Genomic DNA, 21,008 nt, shown 5'->3' with positions numbered 1-21,008 from the left:
ATAATTTCAAATCAACTTCAATCGCTCAGACTCCTGTTCTATAATGGGGAGCAATTCGTTGAGCTCAGCAGAAATTCTCTGGTAAATTTCCATAAGCGCCTCCGGCGATTCTTTCTCCTTAATCGCTTTTTCCAGTACTTCAACTTTCGGGCGGATCCAGGTTAAACCAGCCATCGTAAATGAAGGCTTCAAGCCGTGGACAATGCTCGCCGCTTCTTGCATGTCCTTCGTTTTCAATGCAGTGTGAAGCGAATGCCAGCGCGGGACCGAATCACTCAAAAACGCATCGAAAATCATGTAAAGAATTACCGGGTCGTCTCCGTAGACCTGATCAATGTAATTAAGATCCAGTGCAGGGTTTAGTTGTAGGTCCATTAAGTAAATTTAAAACTGTTTCAGAAGTGAGCTGTCAACGGTTGTTGTATAATTTACAAAACTATGGAATTTTATTGGCTTACGGAGTCTTTTGTTTCTGCTTTTACTTCTTCCTTAACCGGCTGTTTTGCCTGTTCTTTATCTTTCTTTTTAAAATATCTGCGGAAAAGGAAATTTGACCTTAGCGCCACCATATTTTCGTCCAGTTTTTCAGTGCTGCTTTCCAGGTTTTGCAAGGTCCCTTTCAAATTAGTTGCCGTCGCTTCGTCATGCAGCAACACACCTAATGGACTGGTTCTGTTTGAGTTCAGGTCTTCACTCGCTGATTTGAGGTTGGCAACCATCACATTAGCCGTCGCAACTGTCTCATTCAGACGACCAATGGTTCCTCTGATGTCGCGCATAATGACCGTGTCTGTCGCGAAGTCGTTCGCCAAGCCTCCCGGTTGGTTCAGCTTTGATGTAAATCCTGACAAAGATGCAGTCATCACTTGGGCATTTGCGGAGGCTTTTTTCAATGCGGCCAATGTCTGGTCCACATCATTATAAAGTCTGTCGTCGCTCAAAAGCATCCCAACCGTTCCTTTTCCCTCCAATATATTTTTACTGATCGTCTTAAATGCACTTGTAATGCCAAGCAGGTTTTTATTGTTTTCTGATAAAACCGCAAGCATTTCCTCAGTGCTTTCGATTTTCTCAACAACCAGCTCATCACCGTCTTCAATAGAAGGCACTTTTTGTGTTCCGCCATAGATTACAATGATCTTGTTACCGATCAATCCGTCGGTGCTCACTTTCGCTTTTGCATTCTTGCGGACAAATTCCTGCGATTTTTCTTCAATGTGCAGGATTACTTCCACTTTTGAATTTCCCTGAAAACGGATTGTTTTCACCGTTCCGATTTTCACCCCGGAATACCAGACATTGTTGCCGACTTTAAGTCCGTTCACGTCATCAAATATCGTTTTTACCGAAATTGTAGATGAAAATACTTTCTTCATACTCCCGATCGTGAGTATGCCGACTATGAATATAATTAAGCCTATTATAACAAAAAGTCCTACTGTGATGGAGCGTTTTCTGGCTGATGTTTCCATTATTGAATAAAATTATAATCGTAAAAACTTTTGATTCTCTCTTCGTCGGTGTTGAAAACTTCTTCGAAAGTGCCTTGTTTAAGGAACTTGCCGTCGAGAAGCATCGCGATCCGGTCTCCTGTTTCTCTTGCACACGTCAAATCGTGCGTAATAATGATCGAGCTTGTGTGATATTTTTCCTTAACCTCATTGATAAGCTGATTGATTTCCAAACATGTGATCGGGTCAAGTCCTGCGGTTGGCTCATCGTAAAGCATAATCTCCGGTTTCAAAATCAGCGTTCTCGCAATCCCGATCCGCTTTCTCTGCCCTCCCGATAATTCTGATGGCACCTGATTAATGGTTTGCAACAGGCCCACGGCGTCCAAAACAAATTCCACCTGTTCATTAATGTCAGCTCTCGACAGATTTTTTGTATTTCTTACCAAAGGAAATTCGAGATTTTCCCGCACGGTCATACTGTCGTAAAGCGCACTGTTTTGAAAGGAAAAGCCGATTTTCAATCGAATGTCGTTAAGCTCTTTCTCATTAAGCTCAGAAACTTCGCGTCCGAGCACATTGCACATGCCGCTGTCTTGTCTCAGCAGGCCGACAATGATCTTAATCAAGACAGACTTACCCGTTCCCGAGCGACCCAGCACAACGACATTTTCACCTTTATCCACCTGAAGATTCACGCCTTGAAGCACATGCAGATCACCAAATGATTTGTAGAGATCCCGTATTTCAATAACCGGTTCTTCGGTTTGGTTTGTTTGTTCCATCCTATATTCTAAAATAATTCGACACCTGAACGATGATCACCTCTTCTATAAAGATGAGGAACATCGAAATAACAACGGCAGAGTTGGCAGCTTTTCCCACGCCCTCCGTTCCTTTGCTGGCATTGTAACCCTGATAACAACCCACAATTCCAATCGTAAATCCATATGCAACGGCTTTTGCCAGCGAAGTGCCCACATCCAGGAATGTGATCTGCTCAAATGCATTTTCAAAAAAGGAGATAAAACTCGTGCCTTCATTGAGCGTAACATTGAGATAGGCTCCCAGCAGCGCCACGGCCGTACAATAGAACATTAAAATGGGAATAGTGATTGTGGATGCGAGCACGCGCGTTACCACCAAAAATTTGAAAGGGTTAACAGCCGAAACTTCCATGGCGTCGATCTGCTCCGTTACGCGCATGGAACCCAGCTCGGCACCAATGCTCGAACCGACTTTACCGGCACTGATCAGTGCAGTCACCAACGCAGCGAGTGCTCTCACAATCGCAATGGCAACCAGCGAAGGCAGCCAGGAAACCGCGCCAAATTCAGCGAGCGACGGACGGGATTGTTTGGTAAAAACCATTCCCGTGATAAATCCTGTCAAACCGATCAGCAACAATGACTTGTTTCCAATTGCATAACATTGCTTAATCAGTTCCTGCAGTTCCATTCGTCCGCGAAAAGCCTCCCGGAAAAAACGCAGAAAGAAAACGTAACCATTATAGACCGCGAGTAAAGCCGAATCCAGGCCTTTTGTGTAAACTTTTTCCTTTTGATTATCGCTCATTCAATTTCTATGCAAAGTGGATCACGGGGTAACTCTTATTTGTATACTTAATGTTATTGCAGCAGTTGTTGCGTGCCTGCGGCTGGCAATGTTCGCTCTTCAAACCAGCGCATTCTATATGCGTTCATGGCCGTTTTTCCGAGCTGGTTGAGCAGCCGATAATTGACAATAACGCCCACTGCTGCGCCAATTCCAGGAATCAGCTGCGCCATTTTGGCCAGATCAATGTAATCCCTGTATTCCTGCTGAAAGGTTTTCCAATCAAACTGATGAATGTCTTCCGGCAATTCCTGACTTTTCTGTTTCCAATTTATAACCTGCTCAAATACTTTCTGACGCTGTTTTTGACTTGAAAATGTCAGCTGAAAAACGTGCAGGATAAAAAGCCTTTCTCTGTAATCTTCGGCCGAATGACCATACAATGCTGAAATCTCAAACAACAGCTTCATTTTAATGCCGATCAAGATCGGAAACTCGGCCAGTGCCAGCAAAAAACCGCCCGCTCCTGTAATGCCGCCTTCCGCTGCTCCTGCTGTTTTATAAAAATTGATGCGTTTGAGAACTTCCCTTTCTATTTCTTCAAGTGAATTTTTTGGAGCAGGCAATGCGGTGGTAAATTCTGCTCCGGTTAACACCGCCCGGGTCATCTGCTTAATGGTCGCGGTGATGACCTCATGAACCTTGTCGGGAATTATATTATTGATCTTGTCCTGAACTGCCTTTGAAGTCCTATCTACCAGATTAGGCCGTTTTTGCATCTTTTGCTGCCATTTATGCAATTCAGGCGTAATTTTTTCCTCATATGTCTGGTATTGCATACTCAAACCAACGATTAATGTTAAGATAGAAGGGAATCACAAGCTTGATCCTGGTGGCTGCTCTAAAAAAATCATTCCAAACATCTCTAAACGCGATTGCGCTCTGCTTTTAAATACAGAAATGTCGCTAATCCGTATCCTTATTAATCTTTTCCTCAGCCAGTTCCACCTCTTCCTGATCGGCTTGCGGCTCTTCTTGTTCCAGATCAGCAAGCGCTTCATATTGCAGCGTGATCAGAATAGGGAAGTGGTCGGATGAGAAATTTTCCATTCTTTTGAGCTCCAATAATTTGAAATCCGTTGAGCAGAAAACGTGATCGAGGGGAAATCTCAGGAAGGGATATTTTGCATGAAATGTGTTGAAAAAGCCGCGTCCGCGTCTTGGATCGAGCAATCCGCTGATTTTGGTAAACAAATTTGTCGTGTAAGACCAGGCCACGTCATTCAAGTCGCCGACGACGATCGTAGGCAGTTTATTGGACTTCACTTCTTTGGCAACAAGCAGCAATTCTTTGTCGCGCTCAGTTGAATACATGTTTTCGCCGGGCACGGGTGGGGTGGGGTGCACGCAGTAAAGCTGGATCAATTTTCCAGAAGGGAGCCGCACTTTTGTTTTAATGGAAGGAATTTCATCATCCACCAGATAGCGGACTTCGTAATCGATCAATTCAAGCTTCGAGTAAAGCAACATCCCATAAGTGTTGTCGATGGGAATGAGGACTTGATGCGGATAATCATGCTTCAAATCCTTCGTTCCCTCATGCCAATACGCATCGGTTTCAAGGAGCAATATCAGATCCGGATCATGCTTTTTTAACATCCGCATGCATCCCGCAGTGTTTTTATTATCCTGAAAAACATTGGAAGAAATGATGCTGATCTTGTTTTCTTTGTCCAGTTTGTCGGCCTTCAACAATCTCTTTTTTGCAAGAATTGTAAAAGGGTAAATCTGATAACATAAATAAATGGCGTTTGCAGCGATTACGGCTGTGAATGCAATGTCAAAATTGGACTTAATCCGATAGAAGGAAACGTAAAGAATGAGGATGAGCAGATTGAGTAAGAGCTTCTGCAAACGTGGATATTCGAAAACGCGGAATGCCCAGAAGTCATTGCGTATTAATGGAATGATAGAAAAAAGTACGACGATCCCGCCGAAAATTTCCAGTGCGTATTTAAAAGAAAGCATTTGCAATGAAGCAATATTGAAAGCGAATAATTTGCTAAATATCGTTTTTAATCTTCGACAAACAAATAGTTAACCCATCAATGTGCACTCAAACGCCTTTCACCTCACAAGCACTTTTACAGACCACGATTTGTCTCCGGACTGCAATTTGATAAAATGATAACCCGCAGCGCTTTGCGGAATTTGCATTGAAGCATCTTTCTGATGAGACACTTGCTTCGTGTCAATGGTTTCTCCGCTTGAATTGATCAGCGACAATGCGCCTGCCATCGGCTGCTTCATTTGAATGGTCAGCGTCTGTCCCTTTTGAACAGGATTTGGAAAGACAGTGAACATTTCTTTTTCGTCCTTTTCTACACCCGTAATGACCGGCATTTCAATTTCCGCATAACTATAGTCTGCTGATTCGGAAGTCCGGTTGAGCGCTCTCAGGCGAAAGCTCAGCTTTTCTGATTTTGAATTATCCTTGTCCGTGAAGGTTAGTTTGGTGCTGTCCAGCATTGCAATCGTTCGATAAGCATTCTCGTCCGAAAGCTTTTTTTCCAAAGCATACTGAGAAGCGCCAGCAATCTGGTCCCACGAAAGTGAAACCGCTCCGCTTGCGTCCAATTTCGCGGTGAGCTTCGGCACAGCCAGACTTTGACCAATAGGAACTTCAAAAAAAGTAAAGGCCCGCATGCCAAGCTTGTTCTTAATAAAAGGACCATCAAGCGGATAAAACGGTCCATCAACCGGCGTGAACATGGGCATGAGATCCAATGTATTACCATTCTGCGGCGCTCTCAATTCCAAAATGATGCGATTTCCATCCGCCTTTCCCGAAGCAACGGACCCCGATTGCCCATTGAAGTAAATGAAATCTTTGAGATCCAGCGTAACATTGTTATTGGCCTGATAAGGTTCGGGATAGATAAGCTCTTGCCCTTCGTCGAAGACGAGCACAACTTGCTTACGCTCAGCATCTTTGTAGTAAACCTTTTTGATATTTGGTGAATCAATGTTTGCTGTGTTCTTCAACGCATAAAAATCGCGGGCGATCAGCCGGGACACTTCCAGGCCATTTTGAACGTAGCCAGCTCTGCCATAATGCAGTCCATCAAAATCCTTCGTGCCAACCGTCGCAAGCGAGCGGAGGTCGGGATAAATGTCCGGGAGCCGGCGCTGATAATCCCTTACAAGCGCACCAATGGGCGAAGGATAATAAATGACGTCGATTTGAAATACATAGATTTTTTCCAATTTGGGTAAATCCATTTTCAAATATTTGCGCAATAAATCGAAATTCCCAGGCCAGTTGCCGCCTTCATGATAAGCCTCCGTTTCGCCCTGCCGAAAAATGTATGCTTTGACCGCGCCAGCAATTCCTGCTTTTTGCAAACGATAAAGCATTCTGCCATAACCATTATTTAAGTCAGCCGGATTGCTTTCGGTCCGTTGCGCGTGCCCAGATGCCGACGACCAGTGGAAGCCAGCATTGATCAGACAATTAGGGACGCCCGATTGTTGAACCAGTTGTTCCTGAATTGCAAAACCCATCGTTCCGACGCCATTGTCATACATTTTCAGGTTAGAAAACGCCCATAATGTGTCGGCAGGATTGTATGGGTCTGTGTTGAGGTTTTGCGTTATTTTTCCAAAAGTGCGGCAATAACGGCTCGTGTCAGGTTCTGCAAAGAATGCTGTTGAATTGGACTGTCCGGAAACCACATAGACGTCTCCGCTCACGACATTCTGCCGCTCAACGACAAGCGTGGAGTCGGTTGCATTGCGAAAATAGACTTTGAAACTATAATCAGCCAACTCAGCTTTGATCTTCGCTTCGGCAGAAAACGAGCCTATTCCCTTGCTGTTATATTGGATAGGGGATTTTAAATATTGGTGCAAAACATTGTTACGCAGCACTTGCACGGACATATAATCGTAGCCGGCAACTTCTAAAATGCCGCTAATGGGAACGACGGCTTCGTTTTGCTCATTGCGGGGATAAAGCTGCAAATCTTGCGGCAGCTTGCTGAAAACAACGGAATTGAATCTTTGCGCGTAACTCTGAAAACTCGTTAGCGCGAGAATCAAAAACGAACTGGCTACGCTTTTTCGTAAAATTGTAAACTTCACAGGCAACTACTTTTTATGAGAGAAGATCCGCAAATATAGCAGTTGCCTGTGGAATGTAACAGCGAACTATTTCACATTCAAGTTTTTAAATGCCCAATGTAACCGGGCCAACGCCTTCCTTGGTAATTTTAACTGGGTTGATTTCACCTTTTTCATTGAAGGTCATTTCATCAATGCAAGTCTCGCGGTGATTGCCGTCCGTTTCGGTCAGCGGACGTCTGTGGTAAACGATGAACCAACGGTCTTTGCCCGGAATTTGAATGATGGAATGGTGTCCTGCACCGGTTGCAACTTTGGGATCTTGCTGCAAGATTTTTCCCACGCGCTTGAATGGGCCAAAAGGGGAGTCAGCCACAGCATATGCAACGGAATAATTGGGGCCTGTCCAGCCGCCTTCGGACCACATAAAATAATATTTGCTATTTTTAATGAACATGAACGGGCCTTCTACATAATTTTCTGGCGTGATTTCGCGAAAGATTTTGCCGTCCTCAAAGGGAATGAAACCTGTGAAATCCTTATTCAACTTGGCAACATTGCAATGGCGCCAGCCGCCGTAAAACAAATAATATTGACCGTCTTTGTCTTTGAAAACGAACTGATCAATCGGCTGAGCCCCGTTGTGAAACTTGTCGATCAATGGTTTTCCCAAATGATCTTTGAAAGGTCCCTCCGGACTGTCAGACACCGCCACGCCTATGCCGCCCTTTTCATTGTCATTCTGAATGTCATTGGCACCGAAAAAGAGATAATATTTTTTGTCTTTTTCAATGATCGAAGGCGCCCAGACAGCGCGCTTAGCCCATTTAATGGCTGCCGTGTCCAAGATTGCGGGATGCTTTTTCCAAGTTAAAAGATCTTCGGACGAGAAGGCATCAAGAAACACTTGCTTCTCGTAAGGCGCTGAAAATGTGGGATAAATGTAGAATTTTTTGTTAAAAATGATCCCTTCCGGATCAGCATACCAGCCGGGAAAAACGGGATTGCCGGCAGTTTTTTGAATGGTCTGTGCAGCTGCGCTTAAAGTTGTTAAGAGCAATGCGATAAATAAAACGAGGTTTTTCATTACGAAGATTTGGGAAATTGAACCGGGCTAAGATCTGAATTTTTGCTCAATTAATATGCTTCTCCCGCTCCTCCGCCACCAAAATTCCCGCCGCCAAACTCTACACTGCCTGTTTCCTGTGGTGTTTGACCCAAATGCTGGGCGACCAGGATTGCTTCCAAATTGGGCAAATTGCGCTTGCCTTCTTGCTCATCGGATAAGCCGTGTTTCGGCGTGTGCAAATATTTGATGAGCGAAACGGCCAATGTAATCATAAGCATTCCCGAAACCGCAAGTCCCTGTGCCACAGTAAGAATGGCAAAATAATATCTGTAAGTGAAAATTGAAAAGGCAAAAGAGAGGAGGCCAATGATAAAGAGCACCCTGTCCTTTTTCCGAAGCCCGAAGAAAATGTAAATGACGGGAATGCCGATTGTAAAAAAATAAAACAACGGAGCGAAAGGAATTTGCGGGGCAAATGGGAGCATAATATCGCTTAGTAAAGCATTGCCTTCCCGCACAACCAAATAATTTCCGCCGAGATAAAATGTCGCAAGTGACAAAACTTCAACGAGCTTACGGCAATCGTGATAGAAAATGCTTTTGTTCTTTTTTACATACAAATAAATGGCCGCCGAAAGGATCATGACTGCGAATGGCAACAATGCTTTTCCGAGCGGGAATTTCATCATGATATTGGCAAGCACGGTCATTAACAAAACAAATGAACCAGCGGCTGTAAGCAAATCCGCGTAACGCAGGGTGGCAACAAGGGAAATCGCAAACAAAATGATGCAATATTGCCAGACATCCAGATTGTCGAAAAGTGAAAAGAACGGAATTACGGAAGCAGCCATTGCGCTATAAAGCAGCGCATTATCAACGCCGGAATGATAAAGCCGCTTGGTTTTGATGAGATATTCCAGGAAAAAAACGAAGCCAGCCATGCAAAAAAGGCTTACTGCTGAAATGCTTTCGTCGGAGCCGCTGGCGAGCAGAAAAAGTGAAACCAAGCCTGACGCGAAGGAACACGCAATCAATGTAAAAATGAATAGACCAATCTTGACAAATATCCCTGGTCTGTAAAATTGCTGCGGAAAGGCTTTTTCAACATTGGCAGCTTGCTCTTCGGTTAAAAGCTTCTTCTCACGCCAAGCTTCCGCGATCTGCTGAATGTGTAAATGATCAATCCAGGTTTGGTTATATGCCTTTTTCATTTTTTAATGCCCAGGAATTTTTTGAAGTTGAGGAGAAAATAAATGACGCCAATGCTGGTGAATAGGAAATAGAATGTGGCTAAAAACGAGGCTGCGTCGGTGGCACCAAGCGCTGAAAATATCAGGTAAGTGATAATGACATACGAATAGACCACGCCCATAAGCAAGAAAACCAGTGACTGTGCAGATCTGGCGCGCAGGATGAAAAAAGCGGCTAATGCGCAGCCAACGAGAATGTAACCAAACTGCGACTTGTCATCAAACATGCCAGCCAGGCAAGCGATCATTGCCAGATTTCCTCCAATAAATATGTAAGTGAAAGAAAAGTGAGCTTTGATTTCCTTCTTGACAGAAGCCCAGCCAACTGCGCACAACATACAGCCTAGAAAAACGGCTGTGCCCAACAATTTATCTTCTGTAAAATCATTTTCGGAAAGGATGGCAAGTGGGGCAACCGTGAGGCCGAGCCAGGAAGCGAGACCTGTGACAGCCATTGAAAGGGCTCCGCGGTGGTCAAAGCGATAAGCGCAGAAGAAAAAAATGATTGTGGGAATGATGATCGCCAGCCCGTAGCGGGTGCCAAAAACGTTATATTGGAATTGCAGATAACCTTCCATGATCAGGAAAGTAGTGCAGCCCATCAGCAGAATGTAATCGGCCAGCTTCTTGGGGTTTTTGACTTCCGCATTGCTGTATGGAAGCGCGTGCTTGTAAGTGTAAAAAAAGCACCAGGCGGTCAGCGCGGCAATTAAAGTAATGATGACCTGATGGCCAATGGTATCAATGTTTTCATAAATGATGACGCCTAAGCCCGACCCGAAAAGAACGATTCCCACATATAAAATTGAACGGACTTCCCAATGCAGGGAAAACGGTTTGGTCTGTTCGTAATTGGCAATAAATGTGGCCTGTTCTTCGGGAATAATGGATTTATTGACAAATGCTTGGAGGATAGTTTGAATGTTCATTCCGGTGAATAAGAGGATGAGTAGGACAACAATAATAAGCAGATTGCCAAAAACATCCATCTAAATTTATCTAACGGAATCTCTTGTCTATCATGCGGTTCAAGATCAAAAACGGAGCGTAAAATGCTCCTTAACCTGCTCTTTTCTAAAAAACACAAGCCCCACCCAAAATAAATCGACCGTAAGCGTAACCTGTGGATGTTGCTTGATAAATTCCCAGGCCTGCGTCATCTCCTCAGACCAGTAAATGTCATCAAATATGAAGACTGAGTCGTTGTGCGCGTAGGGAAGACAATCCTGGAAATATTGGACGGTTGGCTCATAGCGGTGGTTGGCGTCGAAATAGGCGAAATCAAGCTTTGGAGTCAATTGGCTTAACGTTTGCGGAAGCGTTTCATCAATGTTACCAAGCACAATGTTAATGTTGTCAGCGTTGAGCTGCTGAAAATTTTTCCTTGCAATGTCGGCAGTTGCCGGACAGCCTTCAAAAGTCAGAATTTTCGCATCTGGCTTTGCTTTTGACAAATACAATGTTGTTAACCCTAGTGAAGTGCCCAGTTCGAGAATGGTCTCTGGCTGAAATCGCTGCACAAGACGGTTGAAGAGCTTGCCGAATTTCTCAGGTTTCTCGGCATTTTTTGCAATGGTCCCAATTTTCCGAAGATTCGATTTATTAATGCGTGAACCCGCCCCAAGATCCAGAATGTTGATTTTTTCCTGTGAGCTCAGCAGTGATTTTCTTAACGTTTTTAAAGCAGCGTAATCCGGATTTTTGTCCTTTTTGGCGGCAATAACCTGCGTGTAAAGCTCAAAAAGAAAGGGAGAATGTATGGAATGCTCGTTTCCGGAGCGGAACAAATATTTGAAGTAGGCTGCAATCAATTGTAAAATATTTAGGAAACGAAGCAGGAGAAAGCTTGCTCGCAATAATCAATTCATTCGATAAGGTGCAATCAGGGAGAAAGCAGGAATTACAACGCGGAACTGGCGGCCATCAAGCACGCGTTCCATTAAATAGGTTCCAGCCATTTTTCCCAAATCCGTGCGCAAGTTGCATCCTGAAACGTAATCGTGCACATCGCCCGGTTCCAGAATGGGCTGCAAACCCACAATGCCAGCGCCTTCGACTTCTCTCACAGTTCCATTGGCATCATAAATCAGCCAATGTCTTCTCAACAACTTCACTGTGTGCTCACTATGGTTTTCAATCAGGATCTTGTAAGTAAAAACATAATGGTCCTGCCCAGGATTGGAATAGTCGGGTTGAAACTCTGTTAATACGGTGACTTTCACACCATCTGTCACTTTGGAAACCATATAAATGAGGGCGTTTTAGACGATTTGTGTTCGATGAAGTTATGGCCTGAGCGTGGTGTGCAACATTTCTGCTAAAACGAAAATAACAATCAATTACTGATAAAACCAAAACAAAATAATATAATTTGGGTTTCGAATTAAAAACAATGAGATGGACGTAAAAATAGAGCAATCGTGGAAAACAAGGCTGGAACCGGAATTTGAAAAGCCCTATTTCACTGAGCTCGTGAATTTTGTGAAAGAGGAATACACTTCCAAACAAATATTTCCGCCTGCCAAACAAATTTTCAACGCATTTAACTTTTGCAGTTTTGATGATTGCAAAGTCGTCATTCTTGGTCAGGATCCTTACCACGGCCCGGGCCAGGCCAACGGGCTTTGTTTTTCTGTAAATGATGGCATCCGCATTCCGCCTTCTCTGGTTAATATTTTCAAGGAAATACATGATGATCTGGGCCTGCCGGTTCCCAAAACAGGGAATTTGGAAAGATGGGCCAAGCAAGGCGTGCTACTCTTGAATGCCACGCTCACTGTGCAAAGCGGGCTAGCAGGTTCGCATCAAAACAAAGGCTGGGAGCGGTTTACCGATGCCGTCATTAAATGCATTTCGGACGAAAAAGAGCATGTGGTTTTCCTGCTTTGGGGACGTTATGCGCAGGACAAAGGCACCATAATTAACGCAGCGAAACATTATGTGCTGAAATCAAAACATCCGTCGCCCATGTCGGCCAATGGCGGAGGCTGGTTTGGAAACGGGCATTTTAGCAAAGCAAATGCCTATCTGGAAAGCAACGGCGCTGAGCCGATCGACTGGTGATAACAAAAAAAAGAGTCGGGATGCCCGGCTCTTTTTAAGATTTTCACTCCTATTACTATTGTAAATTACTTTTCAATGTTGGAGTTCATCTCCAATACATTGTCCCAATGTGCTTCGTTGGCTTGTACAAATTGTTTGCGATCCGCGTTGGCTGCATATTGTTGAGCGCCTTCCTTAGTTCTGAAAGTCAGATAATGGATCACATCAAACTGGTTTTCACTTCCTTCCGATTTCTGAACGTGTCCTGCTGAATAAGCGACAACATCCCTCACTGCGTTTTTCATCAAAGCAAAATCACGCAAATGCTTTTCAACATCTTCGTTTGTAGTGCCCGGTTTGAATTTGATACAAACCACGCGTTGAATTTCAGCAGGTTTGTGTGGAACATAAGCTCCGTAGATCACAAGCATAAAAACGCATAATGCAAAAACGGGTATCAAATATCCTAATGTCTTATTTCTGGTTCTCATTATTTTTCAATTCTATTAAATCATATTATTATCTAATGCAAATGTAAAACAATAATCTTTAATTGCATTATTTATATATTAAATATAACTTATTTGGATTTTAGTATGTTTTGCAGAATAGAGATTAGGTCGTTTGTTCCTTCGCAAAACTATCTTTGGAAGACATTTTTGGATAATAACTTGCGACAAAGCATGGATCAATGTTTCAAAATCTGACTTGCAAGCTTTCATTTTTGCAAAATCTCTTTAACTGTCATTTCAATTCAACCGTTCCGTTACTATTTTTTCGCATCTACGTATAAATGCATTGATGGCCTCCAAAGCAGTCATCAAAATTTTATATGGCCAGCCTTTTTCATTTCAAAAAATATTTTTGCTCAAAAAAAGCTTTTCAACGGACAGTTGGGCTGAATGTCACCGTCCTAGCATTGCTTTTCGTCTCCTTCAATGTCGCTCATCCTGAATGGGGATTCTGGGCGCATAAGCGGATTAACCGGCTAGCGGTTTTTCGGCTGCCACCAGAAATGCAGGTTTTTTATAAAAGAAATATTGACTTTATCACTGAGAATGCGGTCAATCCGGATCGCAGGCGATATGCCGTGGTGGGAGAGGCGGAAAGGCATTTTATCGATCTGGATGTTTATGGCGACAGCGCGCTGCACATTTTGCCAAGATTTTGGAATGAGGCAGTCAGGCGCATTGGCGAAGACAGCTTACGGAAGCATGGAATTGTGCCTTGGCACATTCAAATCGGGGCATTTCAGCTTACGCAGGCATTGAAGGAAAAGGACGCGCGGCGTATACTAAGGCTTTCGGCTGATTTGGGTCATTACATTGCGGACGCACACGTGCCACTGCACACCACCAGAAATTACAATGGACAACTCACCAAGCAGGAGGGAATTCACGGATTTTGGGAATCCCGCCTTCCGGAGTTGTTTGCGCAGGATTACGACTTATGGATTGGAAAAGCAGTTTATCGCGAGAATGTTGCAGCCGTTGCATGGGAAACGGTCCGTGATTCACATGCCGCAATGGACTCTGTTTTGTTGTTTGAAAAGAAACTGACTGCTGAGTTTCCTGCCAACAAAAAATACAGCTATGAACTGCGTAACAATGTCCTGACCAGAACTTACTCCCTTGAATTTTCCACAAAATACCATCAAATGCTAGACCATCAGGTGGAGCGCCGCATGAAGGCTTCTGTAAAAATGGTGGCGGATATCTGGTTTACCTGCTGGGTGAATGCTGGCCAGCCAGACCTCAGCACGATGAAAGATTTTTCATTCACGGAAAGTGACAGGAAAGCGGAACAGTCTGAAAGCCAGTCTTGGATCAGGAAGCTGTTCCAGATCAGGCCGGAAAGTGACGATTAGTGATTGGCGGTCAGAATCTTAGCTGTAACCAGCAATTGTCCCGTGTGCCGCTGCGTATGTTCAGCTGCATGGAAGAGCAAGCCCAGATGCGTTGACGGAACCATTGCCCTGCCTACATAGCGCACTTCGGTTAATGTTGCCGGATCAGTTTGTTTCAATTGGTTTAATGCAGTCAGAATTTGCCTGTCGAATGCTTGCAATAATGCCTTTAAGTGAATGTCTGGTGAAGGATTTCCTTCGTTTTTTAAATAACTAAGCTGATGTTCGGCAAGTGATTCTTGTCTCGCGTAAGTGAAAAGCCGGTCAAGCACGCCTGTCAAATGTTGCAGATGAAAACCAACGGAAGCCACATCCGCAGGGCGCTCCCAAAGCAATTTTTCGGGAAAATGATTCAATGCTGCATGGATTTCCTCTTGCGCTTGCAACATCGCGTGAGCAGCGGGTTGCAGGAGGTCCGCAATGTTGGGAAGCGGCCCGCGCAGCCACACTTCGGGTTTTGGATTGTTTTGCATGCCGAAATGTAACAAAAAAAGGGACCTTTTTACAAGTCCCTTTTCTTCAAATATATTGTTCTGTTCGTTACTTAGCAATATCGATTTGAACCGGTTTGCCTTTGATTGTATTTCCGTCCATGGCACGCAAAACTGCACGCGCGTCACGTTCAGGAACGTCTACAAAAGTGAATTTGTCATAAATATCAATTGCACCGATCGTTTTACCTGGAATGTTCGCTTCGCCAGCAATGGCTCCTACGATATCTTTTGGCAAAATGTGATCCTTACGACCCAGGCTCAAAAACAGACGAGTCATCCCCGCTTCCGGCGTTGCAGAACGTTTTGATTCGTCACGCGGACCTTCCGATCTTGGGCGTGATTCACCGCGTGCAGCTGGTGCATAACGGTCGTTTCCGCGTGGAGCGCTTTCTCTGCGATCTCCAAAACGGCTTCCACCAGTTGATGGACGACGTTCAAACCTGTCACTTCCGCCTTCTCTGCGTCCGTCACGTTCGCCGCGTCTTTCCTCCCAAGCCAGGTTAGAATCAGCATATTCGTTTTTCTGAACACCCATGATCTGCTTCGCCATTGCGCCTACAACCTGCTCCGTAGAGTAACCTGCGTGCTGCAACATTTCAAGCACATCGCCGAAAAGCTCCTGATCATCACCTTCTTGGATGGATGCAGAAATGCTTTCCACAAAACGCGCCTTGCGAACGCCTACGATATCTTCGTAAGATGGAATAACGCCTTTTTCAATTTTTACTTTGGTAAAACCTTCGATGGTTTTCAAACGATATTTTTCATCGCGGGCAACCAATGAGAATGCTTTTCCTGACAATCCGGCACGACCTGTACGGCCGATACGGTGTACGTAATATTCTTCATCCAATGGAATGTCGAAGTTGATCACACCGTCCAGTCCGCTTACGTCAATTCCGCGTGCTGCAACGTCCGTAGCCACAAGAATGGTTGTTACGCCCGCCTTGAACTTGCTCATTACATTGCTACGCTGCTGCTGGCGCAAATCGCCGTGAATTCCTTCCGAAGCATAACCTCTCAATTGAAGATCTTCAACGATTTCATCCACTTTTCTTTTGGTATTACAAAAAACAAGCAGAGATTTCAAATGGTGCATGTCAATCAAGCGCGTCATTACTTCAACCTTAGCCTGTGGCTTCACTTCGAAATAAACTTGCTCAATGTTCACGTTAGTCAGCTCATTACGAACCACTTTGATCAAGATAGGATCAGTCTGGAAACGTTTTGTGATTGACATAATTGGTTTCGACATTGTTGCCGAGAACAGGATCGTCTGACGATCAGCAGGCATATCTGCCAAAATGCTTTCGATGTCCTCGCGGAAACCCATATCAAGCATTTCATCCGCTTCGTCAAGCACCATCATACGCACTTCGTCAAATTTCAACGTTTTGCGTTCCATATGGTCCATTACACGACCCGGTGTTCCTACAACAATATGAACACCTCTTTTAAGCGAGCGAATCTGACGATCAATTGAATCGCCACCGTAGATTGCTTCAATTCTTAAACCCTTTATATATTTAGCCAAACGGCCAATTTCTTCCGAAACCTGCACCGCCAATTCGCGGGTAGGGCAAAGCACCAATGCCTGAACAGCATTGCTGGATACGTCAATTCTTTCTAGTACGGGAATACCAAACGCTGCTGTCTTACCAGTTCCGGTTTGGGCTTGTCCAATCACGTCAGATCCCTGCATTACTGCCGGAATTCCTTGTGCTTGTATGGGTGAGGGTTTAGTAAAACCCATTTCAGTAAGGGCTTTAAGGATGTTTTCTGAGAGGCCAAGCTCTTCGAAAGTTTCAAAATTTTCAGTAGTCATTATATTTATTTTTGTATTAATGCTTGGGTATGAAATGATTTTCAGTTGTTACGGTAAATTGAATGCTGCTTCGGATAGCCGTAACAGAAAACGTATCGTAGGTCAGCAGCTCGATGGGTTATTGTTACAAACAATAAAATTGTCCCGTAACCAAAAACTCAAAGCAAAATCGTAAACTAATTCAAAAGGGGATTGCGCAAAGCCCACCACAAATCATCCGTGGGGTCCTGCATGAGAACGGTGTGCCAACCAGGCGAATTTTAAGGTTGGTAGCGAATCTAAAAGTGCTAAACCGTGTAAGAAGCAGAGAAACGAACGGATGTTCGTTCAAATTTTATGCAAAAGTAAGGAAATGTTTCGAAATAACAACACTGATGAGAAATTAATTGTAATATTTCGGGAAATGAAAAAGTCTGACCTGCTTGCGCCGGCCAGACTGCACTTGGTCAGGTTTGTTATGAAAAAAGTTCTTGAACGTCGGTGTAAGGCAGGTTCCAAGCATCAGAAACGCCTTTGAAGACAACCTTGCCGTTGACGACATTCAAACCTTTGCGCAACTCTTCATTTGCAGCGCATGCATAACGCCAGCCATTGTTGGCTAACTGCAGTGCGTATGGCAATGTTGCATTGGTTAAAGCGAGCGTAGAAGTGTAGGGAACTGCGCCAGGCATATTCGCAACACAATAATGGACAACGCCGTCCACTTCGTAAATCGGATCTTCGTGCGTGGTTGCTTTCGATGTTTCAAAACAGCCGCCTTGGTCGATGGCCACATCCACCATGACTGTGCCAGGCTTCATCAGTTTGAGCATGTCGCGTGTGATCAATGACGGTGCTTTTGCTCCTGGGATCAGCACCCCACCAATGATCAGGTTTGTGCTTTTGATCAGGTCGCGGATATTGTACTCGTTGGACATAACCGTGTCGACATTGGCAGGCATAATGTCTTCCAGATATCTTAATCTTGGCAAGCTGATGTCAACAATCGTTACATTGGCACCGAGGCCAGCAGCCATTTTTGCTGCCTGCGTTCCCACGATGCCACCGCCCAGCACGAGCACATTAGCAGGCTTTACACCGGCAACACCGCCGAGTAAAATCCCAAAACCGCCCATGGGTTTTTCAAGATATTTGGCACCTTCCTGAATGGCCATCCTCCCCGCGACTTCGCTCATTGGAACAAGCAATGGAAGACTTCTGTCTGTTTTTTCAACCGTTTCATAGGCAAGGCAAACTGCATTGCGCTCGATCATTGCGTGTGTTAATTGCTCGGAAGATGCAAAGTGAAAGTAAGTAAACAGCAACTGATTTTCTTTAATCAGGCTGTATTCGCTTTCAATCGGCTCCTTTACTTTGATGATCATTTCGGCCGCTGCATACACTTCGCCAATGGTTGGCAAAATCACCGCGCCAGCTTCTGTATATTCTTCGTCGCTGAAACCGCTGCCTTTTCCGGCTTGTGCTTGCACGTAAACGGTGTGTCCGTGCTTGCGAAATTCTGTGACACCGGCTGGCGTTACGGCTACGCGATTTTCATTATTTTTAATTTCCTTGGGAACACCAATGATCATTGGGATAGTCAGTTTTTGTAGTGTAGGGACTGGAATTTCTTGCGATCGACAAAAGTAGTTTTTGTAGAAAAAAGATGCTATGCTCGGCTAAAAGGACAGAAAAAAAAACTATTTTTGATCCTGATCACAAGAAAAAATTCGGCAGAGCTTCACTCATTGATCGGCTGACAAATAAAAAATACTGTATGCAACCTGACGTTACAGATCGTAAAATACTCGAATTATTACAGCAAGATTCGCAACTGACAATCAAAGAGATAGCGAGCAGGATCAATCTGTCGGTGACTCCTGTGCACGAGCGGATCAGGAAATTGGAAAGGGACGGGATCATTGACAAATATGTATGCCTGCTCAACCGTCGCAAACTGGGCAAAGCGCTCGTTGTTTATTGCAATGTAACATTGGATAAACAGCGGAAAGAAAGCTTTGAGGACTTCAATCAAGCCATTGTAAAAATGACCGAAGTGCTCGAATGTTCGGTCGTTTCAGGCAACTTTGATTATATGCTGAAAGTGATCGTGGAAGACGCCGAAGCTTACAATCAATTTTACCAGCACAAACTTTCTGCCTTAAAAAGTGTTTTACACATCAGTAGTTATTTTGTAATTTCCGAAATCAAGTACACAACAGGAATTACGGTTAACTGATCCGATTGCCGGATTTGCATTAAATTTTCCTGATATAAAGGCGACTAGCGCTGCGAATTGCCAAAAGCCATAAATAATGAATAAAAATTTCAAAGATGGTCTGAACCTGATGTCCAAGGTTACGCCTAAAAGGGCATGGAACGCCATTCAAATATTAAGCAGTTATTTTTATTCAAAAGCCACAGGCAACCCGGTTCATTGGGGCATGCCGATCGCCATTTCGTTTGAACCCACGACTTCTTGCAATTTGAGATGTCCCGAATGTCCCAGCGGCCTTCGCTCATTCACGCGCCCGACAGGAATGATGGAGGAAAAATTGTACAAGAAAACCATTGACGAGCTTGCCGATACATTATTATATCTGATATTTTATTTCCAGGGAGAGCCTTATCTGCATCCCAAGTTTTTCGAACTGGTTCAATATGCGCATGACAAAGGCATTTACACGGCCACTTCAACCAACGCACATTATCTGACGGACGAAAAAGCAAGAAAAACGGTTGAATCCGGTTTGGATCGCCTGATTATTTCCATTGACGGAACTACGCAGGATGTTTACCAGCAATATCGCATCGGCGGAAACCTGGAAAAGGTTTTGGAAGGAACGCGTAACATCATTAAGTGGAAAAAAGAATTGAAATCCGCTACTCCGCATGTGATTTTCCAGTTTTTGGTGGTGAAACCCAATGAGCATCAGATTGAAGATGTGAAGAAATTGGCTGAGGAAATGGGCGTGGATGAAGTAGGTTTGAAAACGGCCCAGATTTACGACTATGAAGAGGGCTCTGATTTGATACCGACCATTGAAAAATATTCGCGTTACCAAAAAGCGGAAAGCGGTCGCTATTCAATCAAAAACAAGTTTGTTGACCATTGCTGGAAAATGTGGCATTCCTGCGTGATCACCTGGGACGGCGCCGTTGTGCCTTGTTGTTTTGATAAAGATGCAGAATATCAACTCGGTGATATGAAGCGGGAGACATTTCGGCAGCTTTGGAAAGGTAAAAAGTATAGTGACTTCCGGGCATCGCTTATTCGTTCTCGCTCTGAGATTGAAATGTGCAAAAATTGCACGGAAGGGACGCAAGTCTGGGCGTGAAACACTTCTCGAAATGCGCTCGTTTCTATTTTTAATTAAATAATAATGTTAGTCAATTCCTTGATTAACAGAACTTTGTTTCATTTATTTAAAACTCCGTGGAACATTTTTTGGTGAATTGCCCTGAATAATAGAAATTTGACCTTGGGTAACTAAAATGAATACATGGGCAAAGTAATTGCAATTGCAAATCAAAAGGGAGGAGTAGGAAAAACGACAACTGCCATTAATCTGGCGGCAAGTCTGGCCGCATTGGAATTCCGCACGCTGATCATCGATGCCGACCCGCAAGCAAATTCAACCTCAGGGCTTGGGTTTAATCCGCAGGAAATGGAAAACAGCATTTACGAATGCATGGTGGAGCAGGCGAAGACAGCGGATATTATTTTAGAGACCGATTTTCCATATTTACATTTATTGCCATCACATATTGATCTTGTCGGAGCGGAAATTGAGATGATTAACCTCAAAAACCGTGAGCAGCGTATGAAAGACGCCATTGCCGAGATCCGTGATGACTACGATTTCATCATTATCGACTGTTCGCCCTCACTTGGGCTCATTACCATAAACAGCTTAACAGCAGCCGATTCGGTTATTATTCCGGTTCAATGTGAGTATTTCGCATTGGAAGGTTTGGGCAAACTGCTGAACACGATCACCATCATCCAATCCAGGCTTAACACTGCGCTGATTATTGAAGGCATTTTGCTGACGATGTACGATCTGCGTTTGCGACTATCCAACCAGGTTGTAAACGAGGTTACAAGCCATTTTGAATCACTTGTTTTCAACACCATTATTCCCCGAAATGTACGCATCAGCGAAGCGCCCAGTTATGGGATTCCTGTTATGGCGCAGGATGCGGATAGCAAGGGGGCGGTGAGCTATTTAAATCTTGCCCGGGAAATTCTCAGTAAAAATGGTCTGCTATCCTCTGATAAACAGCTGGGAGTGAACTGATAAATGATTTGA

The 21,008-nt window shown here is 44.2% G+C and carries 21 protein-coding genes; 5 read left to right on the top strand and 16 right to left on the bottom strand.

Annotated elements, in window-relative coordinates:
• Positions 1-6: 6 nt before the first annotated feature.
• From LZG73_RS12240 to apaG, 12 genes are all read right to left on the bottom strand, one after another.
• Positions 7-375, bottom strand: coding sequence for an Hpt domain-containing protein (locus LZG73_RS12240; protein ID WP_233849555.1), 369 nt, complete (start codon positions 373-375; stop codon positions 7-9).
• Between the two features lie 71 nt (positions 376-446).
• On the bottom strand, positions 447-1,376 hold the full coding sequence (locus tag LZG73_RS12235; protein ID WP_233849553.1) for an MlaD family protein: 930 nt from the start codon (positions 1,374-1,376) through the stop codon (positions 447-449).
• Positions 1,377-1,471: 95 nt separating this feature from the next.
• Positions 1,472-2,236 carry an ABC transporter ATP-binding protein gene (locus LZG73_RS12230; RefSeq protein ID WP_233849551.1) on the bottom strand — a complete coding sequence of 255 codons (765 nt, stop codon included), beginning with the start codon at positions 2,234-2,236 and terminating at the stop codon, positions 1,472-1,474.
• A 1-nt stretch (position 2,237) separates the two neighbouring features.
• Positions 2,238-3,026: an ABC transporter permease gene (locus LZG73_RS12225; protein WP_233849542.1), complete on the bottom strand. Its 789-nt coding sequence runs from the start codon at positions 3,024-3,026 to the stop codon at positions 2,238-2,240.
• 53 nt (positions 3,027-3,079) lie between these two features.
• Positions 3,080-3,844 (bottom strand): EcsC family protein, encoded by a 765-nt coding sequence (locus LZG73_RS12220; protein WP_233849540.1) that lies wholly within the window; start codon positions 3,842-3,844, stop codon positions 3,080-3,082.
• 127 nt (positions 3,845-3,971) lie between these two features.
• Positions 3,972-5,033: an endonuclease/exonuclease/phosphatase family protein gene (locus LZG73_RS12215; RefSeq protein WP_233849538.1), complete on the bottom strand. Its 1,062-nt coding sequence runs from the start codon at positions 5,031-5,033 to the stop codon at positions 3,972-3,974.
• A gap of 99 nt (positions 5,034-5,132) precedes the next feature.
• The gene (locus LZG73_RS12210) at positions 5,133-7,148 is read right to left on the bottom strand and encodes a T9SS type A sorting domain-containing protein (RefSeq protein ID WP_233849529.1); all 2,016 of its coding nucleotides are present in this window, start codon (positions 7,146-7,148) and stop codon (positions 5,133-5,135) included.
• 85 nt (positions 7,149-7,233) lie between these two features.
• Entirely contained in the window at positions 7,234-8,214 is a 981-nt protein-coding gene (locus tag LZG73_RS12205) for a glycoside hydrolase family 43 protein (protein ID WP_233849527.1), read from the bottom strand.
• Positions 8,215-8,264: 50 nt separating this feature from the next.
• Entirely contained in the window at positions 8,265-9,410 is a 1,146-nt protein-coding gene (locus tag LZG73_RS12200; RefSeq protein ID WP_233849525.1) for a hypothetical protein, read from the bottom strand.
• Positions 9,407-10,378, bottom strand: a complete 972-nt coding sequence (locus LZG73_RS12195) for a DUF2157 domain-containing protein (RefSeq protein WP_233849523.1) — start codon at positions 10,376-10,378, stop codon at positions 9,407-9,409. Before LZG73_RS12195 ends, LZG73_RS12200 begins: the two co-directional genes overlap by 4 nt.
• Before the next feature lie 105 nt (positions 10,379-10,483).
• Entirely contained in the window at positions 10,484-11,260 is a 777-nt protein-coding gene (locus LZG73_RS12190) for an O-methyltransferase (protein ID WP_233849521.1), read from the bottom strand.
• 48 nt (positions 11,261-11,308) lie between these two features.
• A complete protein-coding gene (gene apaG, locus LZG73_RS12185) occupies positions 11,309-11,695 on the bottom strand; it encodes a Co2+/Mg2+ efflux protein ApaG (protein WP_233849519.1) in 387 nt (128 codons plus the stop codon).
• Positions 11,696-11,846: 151 nt separating this feature from the next.
• Between apaG and ung the strand changes: the two genes are divergently transcribed.
• Positions 11,847-12,512 carry a uracil-DNA glycosylase gene (ung, locus tag LZG73_RS12180; protein WP_233849517.1) on the top strand — a complete coding sequence of 222 codons (666 nt, stop codon included), beginning with the start codon at positions 11,847-11,849 and terminating at the stop codon, positions 12,510-12,512.
• A gap of 65 nt (positions 12,513-12,577) precedes the next feature.
• Here ung and LZG73_RS12175 read toward each other — a convergent pair whose 3' ends face one another.
• Positions 12,578-12,982, bottom strand: coding sequence for a Dabb family protein (locus tag LZG73_RS12175; RefSeq protein WP_233849515.1), 405 nt, complete (start codon positions 12,980-12,982; stop codon positions 12,578-12,580).
• Positions 12,983-13,323: 341 nt separating this feature from the next.
• On the opposite strand from LZG73_RS12175, the gene LZG73_RS12170 reads away from it, so the two are divergent.
• Entirely contained in the window at positions 13,324-14,358 is a 1,035-nt protein-coding gene (locus LZG73_RS12170; protein ID WP_233849506.1) for a zinc dependent phospholipase C family protein, read from the top strand.
• Here the strand turns inward: LZG73_RS12170 and LZG73_RS12165 are convergent.
• The 3 genes from LZG73_RS12165 to ald all read right to left on the bottom strand — a co-directional run bounded on the left by LZG73_RS12165 (position 14,355) and on the right by ald (position 18,287).
• Positions 14,355-14,870, bottom strand: coding sequence for a DinB family protein (locus LZG73_RS12165; protein ID WP_233849503.1), 516 nt, complete (start codon positions 14,868-14,870; stop codon positions 14,355-14,357). The two genes, LZG73_RS12170 and LZG73_RS12165, sit on opposite strands and share 4 nt — an antisense overlap.
• A gap of 67 nt (positions 14,871-14,937) precedes the next feature.
• Entirely contained in the window at positions 14,938-16,716 is a 1,779-nt protein-coding gene (locus LZG73_RS12160; protein WP_233849501.1) for a DEAD/DEAH box helicase, read from the bottom strand.
• A gap of 455 nt (positions 16,717-17,171) precedes the next feature.
• Positions 17,172-18,287 (bottom strand): alanine dehydrogenase, encoded by a 1,116-nt coding sequence (gene ald / locus LZG73_RS12155; protein WP_233849499.1) that lies wholly within the window; start codon positions 18,285-18,287, stop codon positions 17,172-17,174.
• Positions 18,288-18,472: 185 nt separating this feature from the next.
• Here ald and LZG73_RS12150 point away from each other — a divergent pair, with 185 nt between their 5' ends.
• The 3 genes from LZG73_RS12150 (at position 18,473) to LZG73_RS12140 (ending at position 20,996) form a co-directional block, all read left to right on the top strand.
• On the top strand, positions 18,473-18,934 hold the full coding sequence (locus LZG73_RS12150) for an Lrp/AsnC family transcriptional regulator (RefSeq protein WP_233849497.1): 462 nt from the start codon (positions 18,473-18,475) through the stop codon (positions 18,932-18,934).
• 76 nt (positions 18,935-19,010) lie between these two features.
• Positions 19,011-20,033 carry an SPASM domain-containing protein gene (locus tag LZG73_RS12145; RefSeq protein WP_233849496.1) on the top strand — a complete coding sequence of 341 codons (1,023 nt, stop codon included), beginning with the start codon at positions 19,011-19,013 and terminating at the stop codon, positions 20,031-20,033.
• A 165-nt stretch (positions 20,034-20,198) separates the two neighbouring features.
• Positions 20,199-20,996: a ParA family protein gene (locus LZG73_RS12140; RefSeq protein ID WP_233849494.1), complete on the top strand. Its 798-nt coding sequence runs from the start codon at positions 20,199-20,201 to the stop codon at positions 20,994-20,996.
• The last annotated feature ends 12 nt before the right edge of the window (positions 20,997-21,008 follow it).

Origin of the sequence: Dyadobacter sp. CY326, assembly GCF_021390515.1 — a bacterium.
GTDB lineage: Bacteria > Bacteroidota > Bacteroidia > Cytophagales > Spirosomataceae > Dyadobacter.
This window is presented reverse-complemented; position numbering and strand designations above follow the sequence as displayed.